Origin of the sequence: Micromonospora sp. NPDC047738, from assembly GCF_040642675.1 — a bacterium.
Lineage (GTDB): Bacteria > Actinomycetota > Actinomycetes > Mycobacteriales > Micromonosporaceae > Micromonospora.
In genome coordinates this window covers 280,213-296,280 of record NZ_JBEYSO010000005.1, presented here as the reverse complement: position 1 = coordinate 296,280, position 16,068 = coordinate 280,213, and the positions used below count along the sequence as shown (strand labels likewise).

Annotated in this window: 12 protein-coding genes; 7 read left to right on the top strand and 5 right to left on the bottom strand. The window is 71.7% G+C overall.

The window, feature by feature from the left end:
- Nucleotides 1–12 precede the first annotated feature (12 nt).
- The 4 genes from ABZ783_RS11460 to ABZ783_RS11445 all read right to left on the bottom strand — a co-directional run bounded on the left by ABZ783_RS11460 (nt 13) and on the right by ABZ783_RS11445 (nt 6,902).
- Entirely contained in the window at nt 13–2,820 is a 2,808-nt protein-coding gene (locus ABZ783_RS11460; RefSeq protein ID WP_357436334.1) for a family 78 glycoside hydrolase catalytic domain, read from the bottom strand.
- Nucleotides 2,821–3,089: 269 nt separating this feature from the next.
- Nucleotides 3,090–4,700: an FAD-dependent oxidoreductase gene (locus tag ABZ783_RS11455; protein ID WP_357436332.1), complete on the bottom strand. Its 1,611-nt coding sequence runs from the start codon at nt 4,698–4,700 to the stop codon at nt 3,090–3,092.
- 121 nt (nt 4,701–4,821) lie between these two features.
- The gene (locus ABZ783_RS11450; protein WP_357436330.1) at nt 4,822–5,799 is read right to left on the bottom strand and encodes an SIS domain-containing protein; all 978 of its coding nucleotides are present in this window, start codon (nt 5,797–5,799) and stop codon (nt 4,822–4,824) included.
- A 14-nt stretch (nt 5,800–5,813) separates the two neighbouring features.
- The gene (locus ABZ783_RS11445) at nt 5,814–6,902 is read right to left on the bottom strand and encodes a hypothetical protein (protein WP_357436328.1); all 1,089 of its coding nucleotides are present in this window, start codon (nt 6,900–6,902) and stop codon (nt 5,814–5,816) included.
- A gap of 112 nt (nt 6,903–7,014) precedes the next feature.
- Between ABZ783_RS11445 and ABZ783_RS11440 the strand changes: the two genes are divergently transcribed.
- The 4 genes from ABZ783_RS11440 to ABZ783_RS11425 are packed head-to-tail and all read left to right on the top strand — an operon-like array spanning nt 7,015 to nt 10,877.
- Entirely contained in the window at nt 7,015–8,130 is a 1,116-nt protein-coding gene (locus ABZ783_RS11440; protein ID WP_357436327.1) for a spermidine/putrescine ABC transporter substrate-binding protein, read from the top strand.
- Nucleotides 8,127–9,050 (top strand): ABC transporter permease, encoded by a 924-nt coding sequence (locus ABZ783_RS11435; RefSeq protein WP_357436325.1) that lies wholly within the window; start codon nt 8,127–8,129, stop codon nt 9,048–9,050. The genes ABZ783_RS11440 and ABZ783_RS11435 overlap by 4 nt, the downstream gene beginning before the upstream one ends.
- On the top strand, nt 9,043–9,813 hold the full coding sequence (locus ABZ783_RS11430) for an ABC transporter permease (RefSeq protein ID WP_357436324.1): 771 nt from the start codon (nt 9,043–9,045) through the stop codon (nt 9,811–9,813). The genes ABZ783_RS11435 and ABZ783_RS11430 overlap by 8 nt, the downstream gene beginning before the upstream one ends.
- Nucleotides 9,810–10,877, top strand: a complete 1,068-nt coding sequence (locus ABZ783_RS11425) for an ABC transporter ATP-binding protein (RefSeq protein ID WP_357436322.1) — start codon at nt 9,810–9,812, stop codon at nt 10,875–10,877. Before ABZ783_RS11430 ends, ABZ783_RS11425 begins: the two co-directional genes overlap by 4 nt.
- A 24-nt stretch (nt 10,878–10,901) precedes the next feature.
- On the opposite strand, the gene ABZ783_RS11420 is transcribed toward ABZ783_RS11425, so the two are convergent.
- Complete coding sequence (locus tag ABZ783_RS11420; protein ID WP_357436495.1) at nt 10,902–11,552, bottom strand: TetR family transcriptional regulator; 651 nt, start codon at nt 11,550–11,552, stop codon at nt 10,902–10,904.
- Between the two features lie 117 nt (nt 11,553–11,669).
- Here ABZ783_RS11420 and ABZ783_RS11415 point away from each other — a divergent pair, with 117 nt between their 5' ends.
- From ABZ783_RS11415 to ABZ783_RS11405, 3 genes are read left to right on the top strand one after another with little or no spacing between them, the layout of a single operon-like run.
- On the top strand, nt 11,670–12,965 hold the full coding sequence (locus ABZ783_RS11415) for a nucleotide disphospho-sugar-binding domain-containing protein (protein WP_357436320.1): 1,296 nt from the start codon (nt 11,670–11,672) through the stop codon (nt 12,963–12,965).
- Nucleotides 12,962–14,401, top strand: a complete 1,440-nt coding sequence (locus ABZ783_RS11410; RefSeq protein ID WP_357436318.1) for an FAD-dependent oxidoreductase — start codon at nt 12,962–12,964, stop codon at nt 14,399–14,401. The genes ABZ783_RS11415 and ABZ783_RS11410 overlap by 4 nt, the downstream gene beginning before the upstream one ends.
- A 9-nt stretch (nt 14,402–14,410) precedes the next feature.
- Entirely contained in the window at nt 14,411–15,817 is a 1,407-nt protein-coding gene (locus ABZ783_RS11405; protein ID WP_357436316.1) for an aminobutyraldehyde dehydrogenase, read from the top strand.
- Nucleotides 15,818–16,068 lie beyond the last annotated feature (251 nt).

Sequence of the window (16,068 nt, the reverse complement as noted above, 5' to 3'; positions counted from 1 at the left end):
CCGGACGGGTGATCAGCGGGGCTGGGCGGCCGAGTCGGCGACCGGGTGGAAGCTGGACCGGCCGGAGCCCACCTCGAACACGGCCCGGCCGTTCTCGATCCCGATGAAGGTGGCCTTGCTCGGACCGGCGGCCCGGTAGGACCGACCCTCGGTGACCGGTAGGGCCACCCGGGCGGTGACGTTGACCGGCACCTCGAGGTCGACCAGCAGGCCGGCGCCGGTGCGCCGCCAGTCGAGGCGCACCGGCCCGCGCTGGGTGGGCACGACACCGGACGCGTGGTCGAGCCCGACGGCGGGCGGCGCCACGTCCACCACGGCGGCGCCCGGGGCGGCGGTGCGGACGCCGAGCAGGGTCTCCTGCACGTCGACCACGGCCTGCGCGCCCCAGCCGTGGGACTGGCTGAAGTTGGTGCCCGGGTCGAGGGTCCAGGCCTCCCAGGTGAAGCTGCCGCCCTGGGCGAGGATGTTCGCCCAGCCCAGGTCGTCGGGGCTGGTCAGCAGCCGCAGCACCGCTTCGGGCCGGCCGGCGTCGGCGAGCGCGGCCAGCAGCCAGTGTGCGGTCATCGGCCCCTGCTTCATGCCCATGGCCGTGAGGTGGTCGGCGAGCGCCGGCAGGTCGGCCTGCGGGGCCACGCCGTGGGCGATCGCGTACGAGGTGGCGTGCTGGCCGGCGTGACCGCTCTGCGCGCCGGTGGCCGACAGCCCGTCGACGTAGTTGCCGTCGGCGCGGCGCAGCTTGGCGTTCATCGTCGCGGCGAGGTCGGCGGCCCGGCTGTCGTAGGAGGTGACCTCCGCGGCGGGGCGGCCGAGCGCCTCGGCCATCCGGGCGGTCGTTCGCAGCACGTCGACACCCTGGGCGTTGATGGTGGTGCGGGCGGCGGCGGACATGTCGTACCCGAACCGGCCGGGCTCCGGCCAGTCGACGATGCCGTAGCGGTAGGCGCCGCTGCCGCCGGCCAGTTCGGTGACCAGGCCGGCCGTCGGGCCGGTGGCCGGGATGTGGCGCAGCACGTAGTCGGCGGTGTCCCGGATCGCCGGGTACGCCTCGGCCAGCAGCGCCCGGTCGCCGGTCTCGGTCCAGTACCGCCACACCCAGTCGACGAACATCAGGGAGTAGTCGGGGATGTCCCGCTTGCCGTCGCCGTTGGGGTAGACGGCGTTGTACCGCCCCCGGTCGTTGCCGGCGTTCCAGTAGCGGGCGGCGGAGCGGAGGAACTCGCGGATGGCCTGCTGGGTGGCGTCACGCTCACCGAAGGCACCCATCGTGGCGTAGGAGATGTTGGCGGCGTCGCCGAGGAACTGGCCCTTCTCCCGCGTGGGCGTGTCGACGAACGCCTCCTGCACGGAGTAGAGCGCGGAGCGCTTCATCATCGTCCACACCGCGTCGAGGGTGGCGTCCGAGCTGGCGAAGCTGGCCTCTCGGCCGGCGGGGACGTCGCTGTGCACCACCACGGCGGAGATGTCGTCGAGCGCGATCTCCTCACCCGCGTCGGGGATCTCCAGGTAGCGGAAGCCGAGGTGGGTGAAGGCGCGGAACTGCTGCGGGCCGTCCTTCTGCAGGTAGGGGAAGCTCATGTTGGTGCCCTGCGACTGCAGGGTCGACGTGGCGACCCGGCCGGTGTCGGTGAGGGTGTAGCCGGCGCGCACGGTCACTGTGCGACCGGCCACGCCGGCGTCGAACCGTACGGCGGGGCGGGCCGGGATGACCACCCCGAAGTCGGCGACCACCGTGCCGTCATCGGCGGTACGCAGCGCCACCGGAGCGACCGTGGTCTCGGCCAGCCGGGTCTCCTGCCCGATCAGGCGCGGGTACGCCGCGTTCGGGTGCGCGCCGACCACCTCGGCGGCCGTGAACGGCGCGACGCTGTCGTCGTAGCCGGGCCGCGTCCAGCCGGTCACCTCGGCGCGGCCGTCCTGCCGCTCGACCCGGTCGCCCTCGCCGTTGCGACGCTCGGCGTTCACGACGAACTGGGTGTCCCGAGCGACCCGCCACGATCCGTCGGTGACGAACACCTCCCGGGTCCCGTCCGCGTGCTCGACCACCAGCTTCATCAGCAGGCCCCGGGCGCCGGCGGGGCGGCCCTGGCCGCTGCCGTACCAGTGGTAGCGCACCCCGATGGCCAGCGGCTCGCCGGCGGTCACCAGGTCGGTGACGTCGGCGGCCTGGTAGTAGTCCTCGCCCGGGTAGCCGAAGGAGGTGCCCCGGTCGGCGCGGGTGCCGTTGAGGTAGAGCTCGTAGGTGTGGTCGGCGGCGGTGTAGGAGCGGGCCCGGACCACCGGGCTGGCGCTGGGGCGCACCTCGGTGCGGGCCAGGGTGTAGTCGTCGGCCTCGGTGGTGGTGCGGCGGATCCAGGCGGCGCCCTCCCACTGGGTGTCGGAGATGCCGGTCTCGAAGGCGCCGGTGCCGGGCGGGGACTGCTGGTCGGTGCGGTCCCAGGTGCGCACCGACCACTGGTACGCCGCGCCGGCGCGCAGGGCGGGCCCGCCGTAGGGCACGTAGGACTGCTGGTCCGAGGCGACCTTGCCGGAGTCCCACACCAGGTCGCCGCCGGACTCGCTGACGGTGATCCGGTAGGCCGTCTGCGTCTCCCCCGGGTCGGCGTCCTGTGGCAGCCATCCGAAGCGCGGGCTGCCCTCGACGTTGAGCGGGCGGGCCCGGTCGTCGACCGCCAGCGCGGCCGGTGCGCCCGGGGCGTGACCTCGGGCGGCCGAGGCCGGTGGGGCCCCGGCGACGACCGTGGCGACGGCGGTCGCCGCCGCCAGGGTCAACGCCGTCCGGCGCCTGGCGAGCAGCGGGGATCCGGGAGTCTGAGGTGTCACGCCTGCCTCCGCCCATGAATCGTTTCAGGCAGGCTACGTGCTCGTGTCCGTCCTGTGAAGACATCCACGATGGCCGGATCCGGCCATCCAGCAGGTCCAGCGACGCCTCGCGCAAGCCAGTTCCATTGAATCGTTCGCAAGCGCTGATCGCGGAACTCGCGCGCAGATCCGGCTGAGCGGAAGCCAGGCGTGTGGTGCTGCCTCATGCCCGCCGGCGGCACCCCCGTTGAGGCAGCACCGTCACGCGCTGCCGCTGGTGCCCCGTCGGACTACGGGCCGGTGACCTCCTTGGCGGCGCGCTCGCCGGACTCGACCGCCCCGTTGAGGTAGCCGAAGTACTCGATCGAGGTGTGCTCGCCGGCGAAGTGGACGTTGCCCTCGCGGGCGGCCTCGATGCCGAAGAAGCGGGTGTACTGGCCCGGCTTGAGGCTCGAGTAGGCGCCCTTCGACCAGGGGTTGAGCGGCCAGGCGTCCCGGTACGCCTTGCCGTTGTAGGCGGCGGTGATGCCCGGGTAGATGGGTTCCAGCTGGGTCAGGAACGACGTGACCTCGGCGGCCGGTGCCGCGCCGAACGGCGCTCCCGTCCACACCTTCGTCTGGCTGCCGCCCGGGAACTCGCACAGCACGCCGGTGGTGGTCGCCTGGTTGACCGCGTCGTCCCAGGCGCACTGGAATCCGGTGACGTTGGTGTAGGTGGCGCCGCCGTAGCCCTGCGCCACCCAGGGCCGCCTGGTGAACTGGACGTGGATCTTCGCGTTGCTGCCCAGGTCGAACTCGTTGATCGAGCGCATCTTGACCGTCGAGAACCCGGCCCTGGACAGGTCGCACTCGCGCAGCATGGTGAAGGGCAGGGCGAGGATGACCTTGTCGGAGGTCACGTCGACGTACCTGTTGCCGGCCTGGAAGGTGCAGGTCACCGACCCGTTGGTGTTCGCCTTGACCGCCACCAGTCTGCGGTCCAGCGTCACGGTGCCGGCCGGCAGCTGGCCGACCATGGCGGTCAGCAGCTGGTCGTTGCCGCCGATGATGGTGTACTTCTCGTCGCCCCCAGTCAGCGGGTTCAGCGAGTTCTGCGAGTTCCAGGCGAGCAGGTAGATGAGGTTGAGCGCGGACTGCTGGTCCGGGTCCATGCCGTACTCGGCGACGACGTTGCTCTGCATGAGCTTGGCGAAGCGGCTGGAGAGGCCACCCGGGATGTTGGCGTCCAGCCACTGGTTGACCGTCTGGTTGTCCAGCGCCAGCCCGGTCGCCGTGTAGCTGTCGTACCGCTGCGGCCACGGCGCCGCCTGCTGTGCCGCCTTGAACGCCTGGTAGACCTGACCCCAGTCGGTGTTCGCCGCGCTGTAGGGGTAGTCCGCTCCGTCGATCCAGTACTTGTCCCCGCCGGGTGGCTGGTTGCCGCCACCCACGTCCCGGAGGCTGAGTCCGAGGCTGTTGGCGAGGTTGCGGATCGTGTTGTGCTCGGTGTTGATGAATGCCCCGCCGTGCTCGACGACGACGCCGCCGTCGAAGAAGTTCCGCAGGGTGTAGCAGCGGCCGCCGATCCGGGAGCTGCCCTCGTAGACGGCGGCCCGGATCCCCTTGACCTTGTAGAGCCAGTGGGCCGCGCGGATGCCGGCGAGACCCGCTCCCACGATGGTCACCGACGGTGGCGCGGCGGGTGCGGCGGCCGCGCTGGCGGGGCGGGGCAGGCCGGCCGCCCCGGCGACGGCGGCGGCCCCGACGGCGGCGGCGCCGCCGAGCAGCTTGCGGCGGGACAGCCCCGCGGCCTGCATCTCGATGACTTCGTCGACCGGGATGCCGGTCCGTTCGGATTCGGCGTGCGCGGCGAGCGTGGCACGCAGGCGGCTGGTGAGTGGTGTTCGACCTCTGGATCTCATGACTGACCTCCGGTCGCGAACGCCTGAGCTGGCGTGCCCGACATTTAAAGCAGGATTCAGTTAGACAGTCAAGAAGTTCACTGGCCTGGAACACCGCAGCCCGTTGGAGCTGATCTCACTTTCAGGAGTCGGCCCACCACCGGGCGGCCACCAGCTCGGCGACCAGCGTCTCGGTGAGCAGGCGTACGGCGGGCTCCTCGTCGCCGCGATAGCGGACCGTCGCCGCGGCACCGGTCACCTCGGCGCCGACGGCGAGCACCGTGGCTGCCCGCTGCCGCAGCCAGTCCAGCGCCGGCGCGTCGTAGCGGGAGCCGGGAAAGAGCAGGGCGCGGTAGTCGAGTGTCTTGGTGAGGTAGACGTCGACGTGCGACCAGTCCCCCGTCTCGCATCCGTCGGCGGGACGGCGGGGACCCTCGCGGACCATCAACGCCGACTGCATCGCCGACGAGAGCCGCTCGGCCGGCGCGAGGGTGTAGACGCCGTGCGGGCCGTCCAGGACTTCGGCGGCCACGGGCAGCCATTCGTCCCGGCGGGTCAGCAGATCCTCGGTGGCGTCCGCGGCGCGCCGGGCCAGGCCCGCGATGTCCTGCCGGCGGTCGCCCGGGATGTCCCGTTGCGCGGCCAGTCGGGCCACCAGATCCAGCAGCAGCACCAGGGTGTGTTGGAAACTCCGGCAGGCCACCCCGCCGGCCTCGACGCCGGCGTGCATCGGCACGACGAGGTCGGCCACCTTCGCCAGCGGCGAGTCCGGCACGTTGGTCAGCGCGACGAGTGGGGCCGCCCCCTGGTAGCGGCTGGTGGCGTCGAGGGTCTCCTGGCTGGTCCCGGTGGCGGAGATGGCGACCACCAGGGTCCGCGGCCCGGGCGGACAGCCGGTGGCGGCCGAGGCGTACTCGGCGACCGCGTCGACACCCGCGGCACGCAGCCGCAGTGCGGCCATCTCGGCCGCGTAGCGGGAACTGCCCATCCCGAGCAGGAGGACCCGCTCGACCCGGTCGGGCAGCCCGTGCCACGGGTCGCCGTCGGTGAGCGTCGCGGCCAGGCGGCGCAGCGACTCCGGCTTGGCTTCCAGGTCGGCCAGGAACAGGCGGGGGTCCACGGTTTCTCCTCGGGTCAGTCGTACCAGCTGCGCAGGACGCCCATCGGGGCGTACCGCCAGCGGGGCAGGAAACGGGCGGCGTAGCACAGTTCGCGGCACTCCTGCTCGACCTCGAACGGTCGCAGCAGCCGCTCGTCGAACAGGTGCGCCATGCCGCGACCGTGCAGGGTGCGGAGGTAGGCCGCGAGCAGGTCGTCGACGCCGCGCCGGCACCAGTCGGCGACGGCGGGCCGGTGCCGGCCCTCGGTCCGCCGGTTGGCGATCTGCCCGACGTGCAGCAGGCTGGTACGCAGCTGCGCCACGTCCCGCGCGGCCGGTTCGGTGAGGATGCCGCCGGCGGGTGCCGCGAGGGTCGGGTTGCCGTCGAAGTCGGTCACCGCGAGGCCGTCACGCCAGCGCAGCACCTGTCCCACGTGCAGGTCGCCGTGCGGTTGGATGACGTACGCCCGGTCCACCTCGCGGGACTGCCAGATGTCGGCGGCGAGCCGGGGCATCCGGGCGGTGAACCACCGGGCGTCCTCGTCGTCCGCCGCGGCGACGAGCCGGCGTGCCTGGTCGAGGACGGCCAGGCCGTCGGCCGCCCAGTCCCGGTGGCTGACCGCCACGGGTGCCGGGATGGTCTCGGACGGGGTGGCCAGGGCGCAGTGCAGTTCGGCGGCCAGCACCCCGAGGTCGCCGGCCAGGTCGGCGGGCGGTCCCCCGTCGAGCTGGTGGAGCAGGGCGTCGACGCACCAGTCCCACCCGTCGGCGGCGTCCGGCAGGAAGCCGGTCACGACCGCCGCCAGGCCGCCGTCCGGCTCGTCCCGGTAGACGGCCGCGTACGGGGTGGGCGTACGGGTGAAGTTTGCGGCCACCAGGTGGGCGAGCAGGTCGGGAGCCCGGTCGGGCGCCTCAGCGGGACGCATCCACTTGACCACGACGCGTTCGCCCACCACGACCGAGGTGTTGGTCTGGTCGACGGTGATCAGTCGTTCCCCGAGGGGACCTCGGGCGAGCGGGACGAAGCGACGCATCCGTAGGCCGGTGATCGCGCCTCCGGTGGCGAGGGCCTCGACGAGCGCGGCGGAGGCACCGGGCGGCACTCGGGCGTGTGTTGAATCCAAGTTCAGTTTCCGGCGTAAAAAGTCGGCTACAAAAGGCGGCACGAGTCTTGCGTACGTTGACTTGCATTGCAACACTCCGGTGCACTGTCTCGACTCTCGACGGGAGTGCCGAGTGTTGCCGTTCAGAAGTGCCCGGCGTACCGCCGTTTCGGCCGCCCTCGCGGCGGGCCTCGTGCTCGCCGTGGCGGCGTGCGGCGGTGGCTCCGACAACGCCGGCGCCGCCGGCCCGGATGCCCTCGACCCGAACGCGGACCTGAGCAAGCAGAAGCTCACGGTCTCCAACTGGGACGGCTACATGCCGGAGGATCTTCCCGAGAAGTTCAAGACGGCGAAGGGTCCGGCGGTCACCGTCACCAAGCACGCCACCAACGAAGAGATCATGGCGAAGCTGACCGCGGGCGCGGACAGCGGCATCGACGTCGCGTTCGTCTCCGGACAATTCGCCCAGGCGCTGGCCGAGCAGGGCCTGCTCGAGCCGATCCACACCGATCTCGTGCCCAACCTCAAGAACCTCTACCCGGAGGCCGGCCAACTGGCGTACGACAAGGGCAACAAGTTCTCCGTGCCGTACACCTGGGGCACGACCGGCCTGTGCTACCGCACCGACCTGACCGGCTACACCCCCGACAGCTGGGACGACCTGCTCTCACCCAGGCCGCAGCTGGCCAAGAAGGTGACCATGATGGCCACCGAACGGTGGCTCATGCTGCCGGCCCAGAAGGTGCTCGGCTTCTCGGCGAACACCACCGACGCCGAGCAGCTGGAGCAGGTGAAGCAGAAGCTGCTCACCGCGAAGAAGACGCTGCTGGCCTACGACGACACCACCTTCGGCGACCGGCTCAAGTCCGGCGAGGCCGCCCTGGTCGAGGCGTGGGACGGCTGGTGCCCCACCGACGACCCGAAGATCAAGTTCGTGGTGCCCAAGGAGGGCAGCGACCTCTGGGTGGACACCATGGTGGTCTTGAAGACGTCGAAGAACAAGGAGGCGGCGCACGCCTTCATCAACTACATCCTCGACCCGGGCAACCACTCCTGGGCCGTCGAGAACATCCTCTACAAGGTGCCGAACGCCGCGGCCATGGCCAAGGTCGACGCCAAGCTGCTGGACACCCACCCGGAGCTCAAGACGCCCCCGGCCGAGTTGCTCAAGGGCGAGGTTCCGGTCGACCTGGGTGACGCCGCGCCGGCGTACACCCGGATCGCGACCGAGGTGTCGGCCAGCAAGTGAGCTCAACTCTCACCCCCCAGCGCGCCGCCCGCACGGACGTCGGTCCGCGCGGGCGGCGCGCCGCCCGACGGGAGCGCCTCGCCGGGCGGCTGGCCACCCTCGGACCCGGGCTGGGCTACCTGGTGGTCTTCCTGCTCGTGCCGCTCGCGCTCGTGCTCAGCTACACGCTGTTCCACCGGGGCCGCTTCGGCGGGATCGTGTACGAGGCCTCGACGGACAACTTCACCCGGGTCGCCGACGGGCTCTACCTGGGCGTCATCTGGACCTCGGTGAAGCTGGCCGGGCTCACCACACTGCTCGCGCTGCTGCTCGGCTATCCGACCGCGTACCTCATCGCCCGGCTCCCCCGCCGCTGGCGCACGGTGGCGCTCGTCCTCGTGGTCCTGCCGTTCTGGACCAACTTCCTCATCCGCACCTACGCGTGGATCATCCTGCTCAACAGCGAGGGCGTGATCAACCGGACGCTGACCGGGATCGGGGCGATCGACCGGCCGTTGGAGCTGCTCTACACCCCCGGCGCCGTCGTCGGCGGCCTGCTCTACGCCTACCTGCCGCTGATGGTCCTGCCGCTGTACTCGGCGATCGAACGGCTCGACCCCCAGCTCCGCGAGGCGTCGGCGAACCTGGGCGCCCGGCCGGCCCGGACCTTCTGGTCGGTGACCCTGCCGCTCACCCTGCCCGGTGTGCTGACCGGCTGTGTGTTCGTGTTCGTGCCCAGCCTGGGCAACTTCGTCGTCCCCGAACTGCTCGGCGGCGGTCGCACGGTGATGGTCGGCAACCTCATCCGCGACCAGTTCCTGAAGGCGCGGGACTGGCCGTTCGGCTCGACCCTGGCGCTCGTCGTGATCGCCCTGCTCGTCCTGCTGCTCATGGTCCAGGCGTGGGCGGCGCGACGGCTGGCAGGTGGCAACCGTGCGTAAATTCAGCTGGCTGTACGTCCCGGCGGGCATGACGTACCTCTTCCTCTACCTGCCGATCGTGGTCCTCGTGGTCATGTCGTTCAACGCCGCCGAAACCCCGTACCGGTGGGACGGGTTCGACACCGCCTGGTACGGGCGCCTGTTCGACGACCGGGCGGTGCGCGAGGGGCTGATCAACACGCTGGTCGTCGCGGCCGGCGCCACCGCGCTGTCCACGGTCCTCGGTACCCTGCTCGCGGTCGGCCTCGCCCGGCACACGCGGTCGAAGCTGCTCGACGCGATCGCCGTGGCGCCGGCGGTGCTGCCCGACATCGTGCTCGCCATCGGGCTGCTCGCGTTCTACACCGCCGTTCAGTTCACGCTCGGCCTGCACTCGATCCTGCTGGCGCACACGGTGTTCGGCACGGCCTTCGTCGCGGCGGTGGTCCGCACCCGGCTGGCCCACGTCGACGGGTCCCTGGAGGAAGCCTCCCGTGACCTGGGCGCCACGGCGGTGCAGACCTTCGTCCGGATCACGCTGCCGTCGCTCGCCCCGGGCATCATCGCCGGTGCGCTGCTGGCCTTCTCCCTGTCCATCGACGAGTTCGTCATCGCATTCTTCACCGCCGGCCCGCAGGACCCGACGCTGCCCATCGTGATCTATTCGATGGTGCGTTTCGGCGTCACCCCCGAAATCAACGCCCTGGCCACGCTGCTGCTGGCGGTCAGCTTCACGTTCGTCATCGCGGCCCAGCGCCTGTCCCGCCTCACGGAGTCCCTATGAGCGAGCATCGTGGTGCGCCAGCCGGCGAACCCCTGGTCAGCATCCAGCGTGTCAGCCGCCGCTTCGGCGACGTCCGCGCCCTGGAGCAGGTCAGTCTCGAGATCCGCCAGGGCGAGTTCTTCGCCCTGCTCGGCCCGAGCGGCTGCGGCAAGACGACCCTGCTGCGGATCCTCGCCGGCTTCGAGCACCCGGACAGCGGCTCGGTGACCCTCGACGGCGCCGACCTGCTCGCCGTGGCGCCGCACCGGCGGCCGGTCAACCTGATGTTCCAGTCCTACGCGCTGTTCCCGCACATGAGCGTGGCCAAGAACATCGCGTACGGGCTGGAGCGCGAAGGGGTGCCGAGGCGGGAGATCCGCGAGCGGGTGGACGAGGTGCTCGCCACCGTCGGCCTCACCGGACTGGCCCGCCGTCGCCCGCACCAGCTCTCCGGCGGCCAGCGGCAGCGCGTCGCACTGGCCCGGGCGATCGTGAAGCGGCCCCGGCTGCTGCTGCTCGACGAGCCCCTGTCGGCGCTGGACAAGAAGGTACGCGCCGAGATGCAGCTGGAACTCAAGCGGTTGCAGCACGAGGTGGGCATCACCTTCGTGGTCGTCACCCACGACCAGGAGGAGGCGATGTCGCTGGCCGACCGGATCGCCGTGATGAGCGAGGGCCGGGTGCGCCAGATCGACGCGCCGGTGCCCCTGTACGAGCGGCCCGCCGACCTGTTCGTGGCGGACTTCATCGGGGCCAACAATCTGATCACCGGCGTGGTCACCACCGACGGGCTGCGGGTGCCGGACGTCGGGGTGCTGCCCTGCCCCGCCGCCCCGGACGCCGTCGGGGCCACCGCGACCCTGGCGGTGCGTCCCGAGCGGGTGCGGCTGGGTGCCGACGGCGGCCTGGTCGGGGTGGTGCGCGACGTGACCTTCTTCGGTGGCACCACGCGGGTGGCGGTGGACGTGACCGGGCTCGACCGGCCGCTGCTGGCCACGGTCGCCGGCGCCGCCGCAGTGGGACTCGGCGACAAGACCCGGGTGGACTGGTCGGGCACCGACGCCGTGCTGCTCGACCGGGCCTGACCGCCGGGCGCCATGCCGTCCGCGCTACGCCGTGGCCTTCCGGGCGCGCGGGGGCTTGGCCGGCTCCTCCGGCACGTCCAGCGGGTTGCCGGTGACCAGCCGGGCGTACGACAGGATCAGCTCGACCGCCTCGGCGGCGTGCAGGGTCGGGTGCCGGGCCACGATCCGGTAGCCGTAGGCGTCCTCGAGCGCCACCAGGTTGCGGGCGATGGCCTCCGACGGCACGGCGAGGGTGAACACGCCGTGGGCCGCGCCGAGTTCGAGGATCGTCTGGAACATGGAGACCTGTCGGTCGTAGAGCGTGGTCAGCAGGGCGGCGTAGACCCGGTTGCGGCCGGCCGCCCCGCCGAGTTCACAGAGCAGGCGCACGTCGGCGTCCTCGGCGTCGGTGGGCAGCCCGGAGCGGATCGTCACCACCAGCTTCCGTACCGGGTCGGAAATGCCGGCGATCCGCTTCACCCGCAGCTCATAGAAGCGTTCCATGCCGGCGTGGTGCGCCTCGAGCAGCAGGTCCCGCAGGTCGGGATAGTGGTAGAGGACCGCGCCGGAGGTGAGGCCCGCCTGTTCGGCCACCTGGTTGAGCAGCACCGTGTCGGTCCCATGCTGGATCATGGCCCGGCGCGCGGCCTCGATGAGGTCCTGGCGGCGCTGGGCGCGGGACTTGCGGGTCTTCATGGGCACCGATCCGAGGTACGACGTCAACACTCTCCCGAACACCATAGTGCCTGCGTATTGACGGCCGAGCGAGGACCTTGTTGAATTTCGATTCAACAGTCACCCCCGGGAGAGTCGATGTCTCAGCTGACGGTTCTGTTCATGCCCGAGAGCGCCTACGGCCCCACCAACAACTGCATCGGCATCGGCGACGTGCTGCGCCGACGCGGGCACCGGGTGGTGTTCGCGGCCGAGGCGTCGTGGCGGGGCAAGCTGACCGCGCTCGGCTTCGAGGAGGACCTGGTCGACCTCGCCCCGCCGCCGGAGAACGCCGAGGAACAGGACGCCGGCCAGTTCTGGAAGGACTTCATCCGCGACACCGCGCCCGAGTTCCGCAAGCCGACGATCGAGCAGCTCGAGACCTGGGTCAAGCCGGTGTGGGTCGAGCTCATCAACGGCGCGAAGTACTGCCAGCCCCGGCTGCTGGACATCATCGACCGGGTACGGCCGGACGTCATCGTCGAGGACAACGTGGTCGCCTTCCCCGCGCTCAACACCGCCGGGGTGCCCTTCGTACGGATCGTCTCCTGCAATCCGCTGGAGATGAAGGGCCAGGACATCGCCCCGGTCTTCTCCGGATACCCCGCCGCGGACCGGTCGGGCTGGGCGGCGTTCCGGGCCGAGTACGACCGGGTCCACCGTCCCGTGTGGGAGGAGTTCGACGCCTGGGTACGTGAGCAGGGCGCACCGGGCCTGCCCGACCTCGAGTTCATCCACGACGGCGACCTCAACCTCTACGTCTACCCGGGCATCGCCGACTACACCGACACCCGGCCGCTCGGCCCGACCTGGCAACGGCTCGAGTCGTCGGTCCGCGAGACCGACGAGGAGTTCAGCATGCCGGCCGAGCTCGCCGACCGGGACGGCGCGCTGATCTACTTCAGCCTCGGTTCGCTCGGCTCCGCCGACGTCGAGCTGATGCGCCGGGTCATCGACTCGCTGGCCAAGACGCCGCACCGCTACATCGTGTCCAAGGGCCCGCTGCACGCCGAGATCGACCTCGCCGAGAACATGTGGGGTGCGGAGTTCGTGCCGCAGACGAAGATCATCCCGGTGGCCGACCTGGTCATCACCCACGGCGGCAACAACACCACCACCGAGGCGTTCCACTTCGGCAAGCCGATGATCGTGTTGCCGCTGTTCTGGGACCAGTACGACAACGCGCAGCGGGTCGACGAACTCGGCTTCGGGGTACGCCTCGACCCGTACCGGTTCACCGACGAGCAGCTGCGCGAGGCCATCGAGCGCCTGCTCGGCGACGAGGACCTGCGCGGCCGGCTCGCGGCGCACGGCGCGGCGATCCGGGCCGCCGACGGCCTGCGCCAGGCCGCCGACGCGATCGAGCGGTTGGGTAGCACCGGGGCCCGTCGTTGACGAACTGGTACGCACCGGCCCGCACCGCCACCGCGGCACGGGCGTGGGCCCGGCAGGCGATCACCGACGCGGCGCCGGCGAGCTTCTGGACCGACCGGCCGGACCGGCCGGTGCCGCGGGCGCGGCTGACCGGCCCGGGCACCGCCGACCTGGCGGTGGTCGGCGGCGGGTTCACCGGCCTGTGGACCGCCATCCTGGCCAAACAGGACAACCCCGCCGCCGACGTGGTGCTGGTGGAGGCCGAACGGATCGCCTTCGGCGCCTCCGGGCGCAACGGCGGGTTCGTCGCGGACTCGCTCACGCACGGCCTGTCCCACGGCCGGTCGCGGTGGCCCACCGAGATGGACTCGCTGGTCCGCCTCGGCCGGGACAACCTCGCCGCGATCGCCGAGACCGTGCAGGAGTTCGGCATCGACGCCGGGCTGCGACTGTGCGGCAAGACGACCGTCGCGGTCGCCCCCCACCAGGTGGCCGAGCTCGCCGCGCTGGCCGACCTGCACCGGGCGTACGGGGACGACGTGACGCTGCTCGACGCCGGCCAGGTACGCGCCGACGTGGCCTCACCCACCTACCTCGCGGGCGTACGGCTGCGCGGCGCCGGCGGCCTGGTCGACCCGGCCCGACTGGCCTGGGGGTTGGCGCGGGTCGCCGAGTCGCTCGGGGTGACGATCCACGAGGACACCCGGGTCACCGGCTTCGACCGCTCCCGCGCCGGCGTCGTGGTCCGGACCAGCGGCGGACCGGTCAGCTGTCGCCAGGTGGTCATCGGGACCAACGCCTATCCCCCGCCGCTGCGGCGACTGCGGCACTGGATCCTGCCGGTCTACGACTACGTCCTCGTCACCGAACCGCTCAGCGACGCGCAGCGGACGCAGCTGGGGTGGCCCGAGGCGCAGGGCCTCACCGACGCCGGTAACCAGTTCCACTACTACCGCCTCACCGACGACAACCGGATCCTGTTCGGTGGCTACGACGCCATCTACTGGTTCGGCAACCGGGTGGACCCGGCCCTCGACCAGCGCGACGCCACCCACCTGCTGCTCGCCGAGCACTTCGCGCAGACCTTCCCCCAGCTCGACGGGATCCGGTTCACCCACCGCTGGGGCGGGGTGATCGACTCCACCACCCGGTTCACCCCGATCTTCGGCACCACCCGCGACCGGCGGATCGCCTACGCCGTCGGCTACACCGGACTCGGCGTGGCCGCATCCCGCTTCGGCGCGCAGGTGGCGCTGGACCTGCTGGCTGGCCGGGACACCGACCGGACCCGGCTGCAGATGGTACGGCGCCGGCCGGTGCCGTTCCCGCCCGAACCACTGCGGTACCCGGTGGTGGAGCTGACCCGCCGCGCACTCGCCGCGGCAGACGCGCACGACGGGCGCCGGGGGCCGTGGCTACGGCTCCTGGACCGCTTCGGTGTCGGTTTCAACAGCTGAGGAGCGACCGTGGCCATCCTGACCAACCCCGCGACCGGCGCCGTCATCGGCGAGATCGCGGACACCGATCCCGCAGACGTCGCGAAGCGGGTGGCCACCGCCCGGACCGCGTTCGACCATTGGCGGGACGCCACCCCGGCGGACCGCGCGCGGGTCCTGCTGCGCCTGGCCGACCTCGTCGAACGGGACGCGGACGAACTTGCCCGCCTGGAGGTGGAGGAGACCGGGAAACCGGCGTCGGTCATGCGCGACGGCGAGTTGCCGTTCGGCGTGGACAACCTACGATTCTTCGCCGGTGCGGCACGCTCGCTGGACGGGACGGGCGCCGGCACCCTGTCCGCCGGCTACACGTCCCTGCTGGTACGCCGGCCCGTCGGCGTCGTCGGCTCGATCGCGCCGTGGAACTTCCCGCTCATCATGGCGATCTGGAAGATCGCTCCGGCCGTCGCGGCCGGCAACGCGGTGGTCATCAAGCCCGCACCGCAGACCCCCCGCACCACCCTCGCCTTGGCGCGACTGATCGAGGAGGCGGGCGCGCCGGCCGGCCTGGTGCAGGTCGTCACCGGAGCCGCCGAGGTGGGAACCGCCCTGGTCGCGGATCCGGGCGTGGACATGGTCAGCGTCACCGGATCGACCCGGACCGGCCGGGAGGTGATGCGCGGCGCGGTGGCCGGGCTCAAACGGGTACACCTCGAACTCGGCGGGAAGGCCCCGGCGGTCGTCTTCGACGACGCGGACCTGTCCGAGATGGCGGCCGGCGTGGCCATGGGCGCGACGTACAACACGGGCCAGGACTGCACCGCCGCCACCCGGGTCTACGTCCAGCGGTCCGCCTACCGGGACGCGGTCGACGCGCTCGAGGCGGCGCTGGCCACGGTACGCACCGGCGACCCCTGGTCGGCCGAGACCGACATCGGTCCGCTCATCTCCGCCGACCACCGCGGCCGGGTGGCGGACTTCGTGACCCGCGCCGCGGCCGACGGCGCCACCGTCGCGCTCGGCGGTGCCCCTGCGGACGGGCCCGGGTTCTTCTTCCCACCCACCCTCGTCGTCGACGCCGACCAGCGCAGCGAGATCGTGCAGGGCGAGGTGTTCGGGCCGGTCGTCGTGGTGCTTCCCTTCGACGACGAGGACGATGCGGTACGGCTGGCCAACGACAGCCAGTACGGCCTCGCCTCGTCGGTGTGGACCCGCGACGTCGCGCGGGCCCTGCGGGTCAGTCACCGCCTCGACGTCGGCGTCACCTGGATCAACGACCACCTGCCGATCGCCTCCGAGGCACCACACGGCGGCGTCAAGGGCTCCGGCTTCGGCAAGGACATGAGCCAGGAGGCGGTCGCCGAGTACTCGGTCACCCGACACCTGATGATCAAGCACGCGGCGCCCGCCGCCCGCGACTCCTTCCGGCCAGCCTGACCGCCAAGCGTCCACGGCAACGCCGGCGCGGGGAGGAGACTGCCACGTCTCGTCCTGCGAAGAAACGAGGTGCCCGGAGTCGGGTGGGTTGAGTATCGTGTGGGCCATGTCGAGCCCAGAGGCATCCAGGGTGGGGGCTTTCGGTCACCCGTCAGCCCCCTGAACCACTGAAGCCATAGCCCTGCCCCCGCCGCGCTGGTCGGGGGATGTCAGGAGTTCCTTGGGCCGCTGACCGCGGTGACGAGACGTCT

What these genes read in the sequence shown, in the direction of transcription:
- ABZ783_RS11455 (WP_357436332.1), bottom strand. Translation starts at nt 4,700, where the DNA reads ATGAGATCCAGAGGTCGAACACCACTCACCAGCCGCCTGCGTGCCACG.
- ABZ783_RS11420 (WP_357436495.1), bottom strand. Translation starts at nt 11,552, where the DNA reads ATGAAGACCCGCAAGTCCCGCGCCCAGCGCCGCCAGGACCTCATCGAG.
- ABZ783_RS11415 (WP_357436320.1), top strand. Translation starts at nt 11,670, where the DNA reads ATGTCTCAGCTGACGGTTCTGTTCATGCCCGAGAGCGCCTACGGCCCC.
- ABZ783_RS11425 (WP_357436322.1), top strand. Translation starts at nt 9,810, where the DNA reads ATGAGCGAGCATCGTGGTGCGCCAGCCGGCGAACCCCTGGTCAGCATC.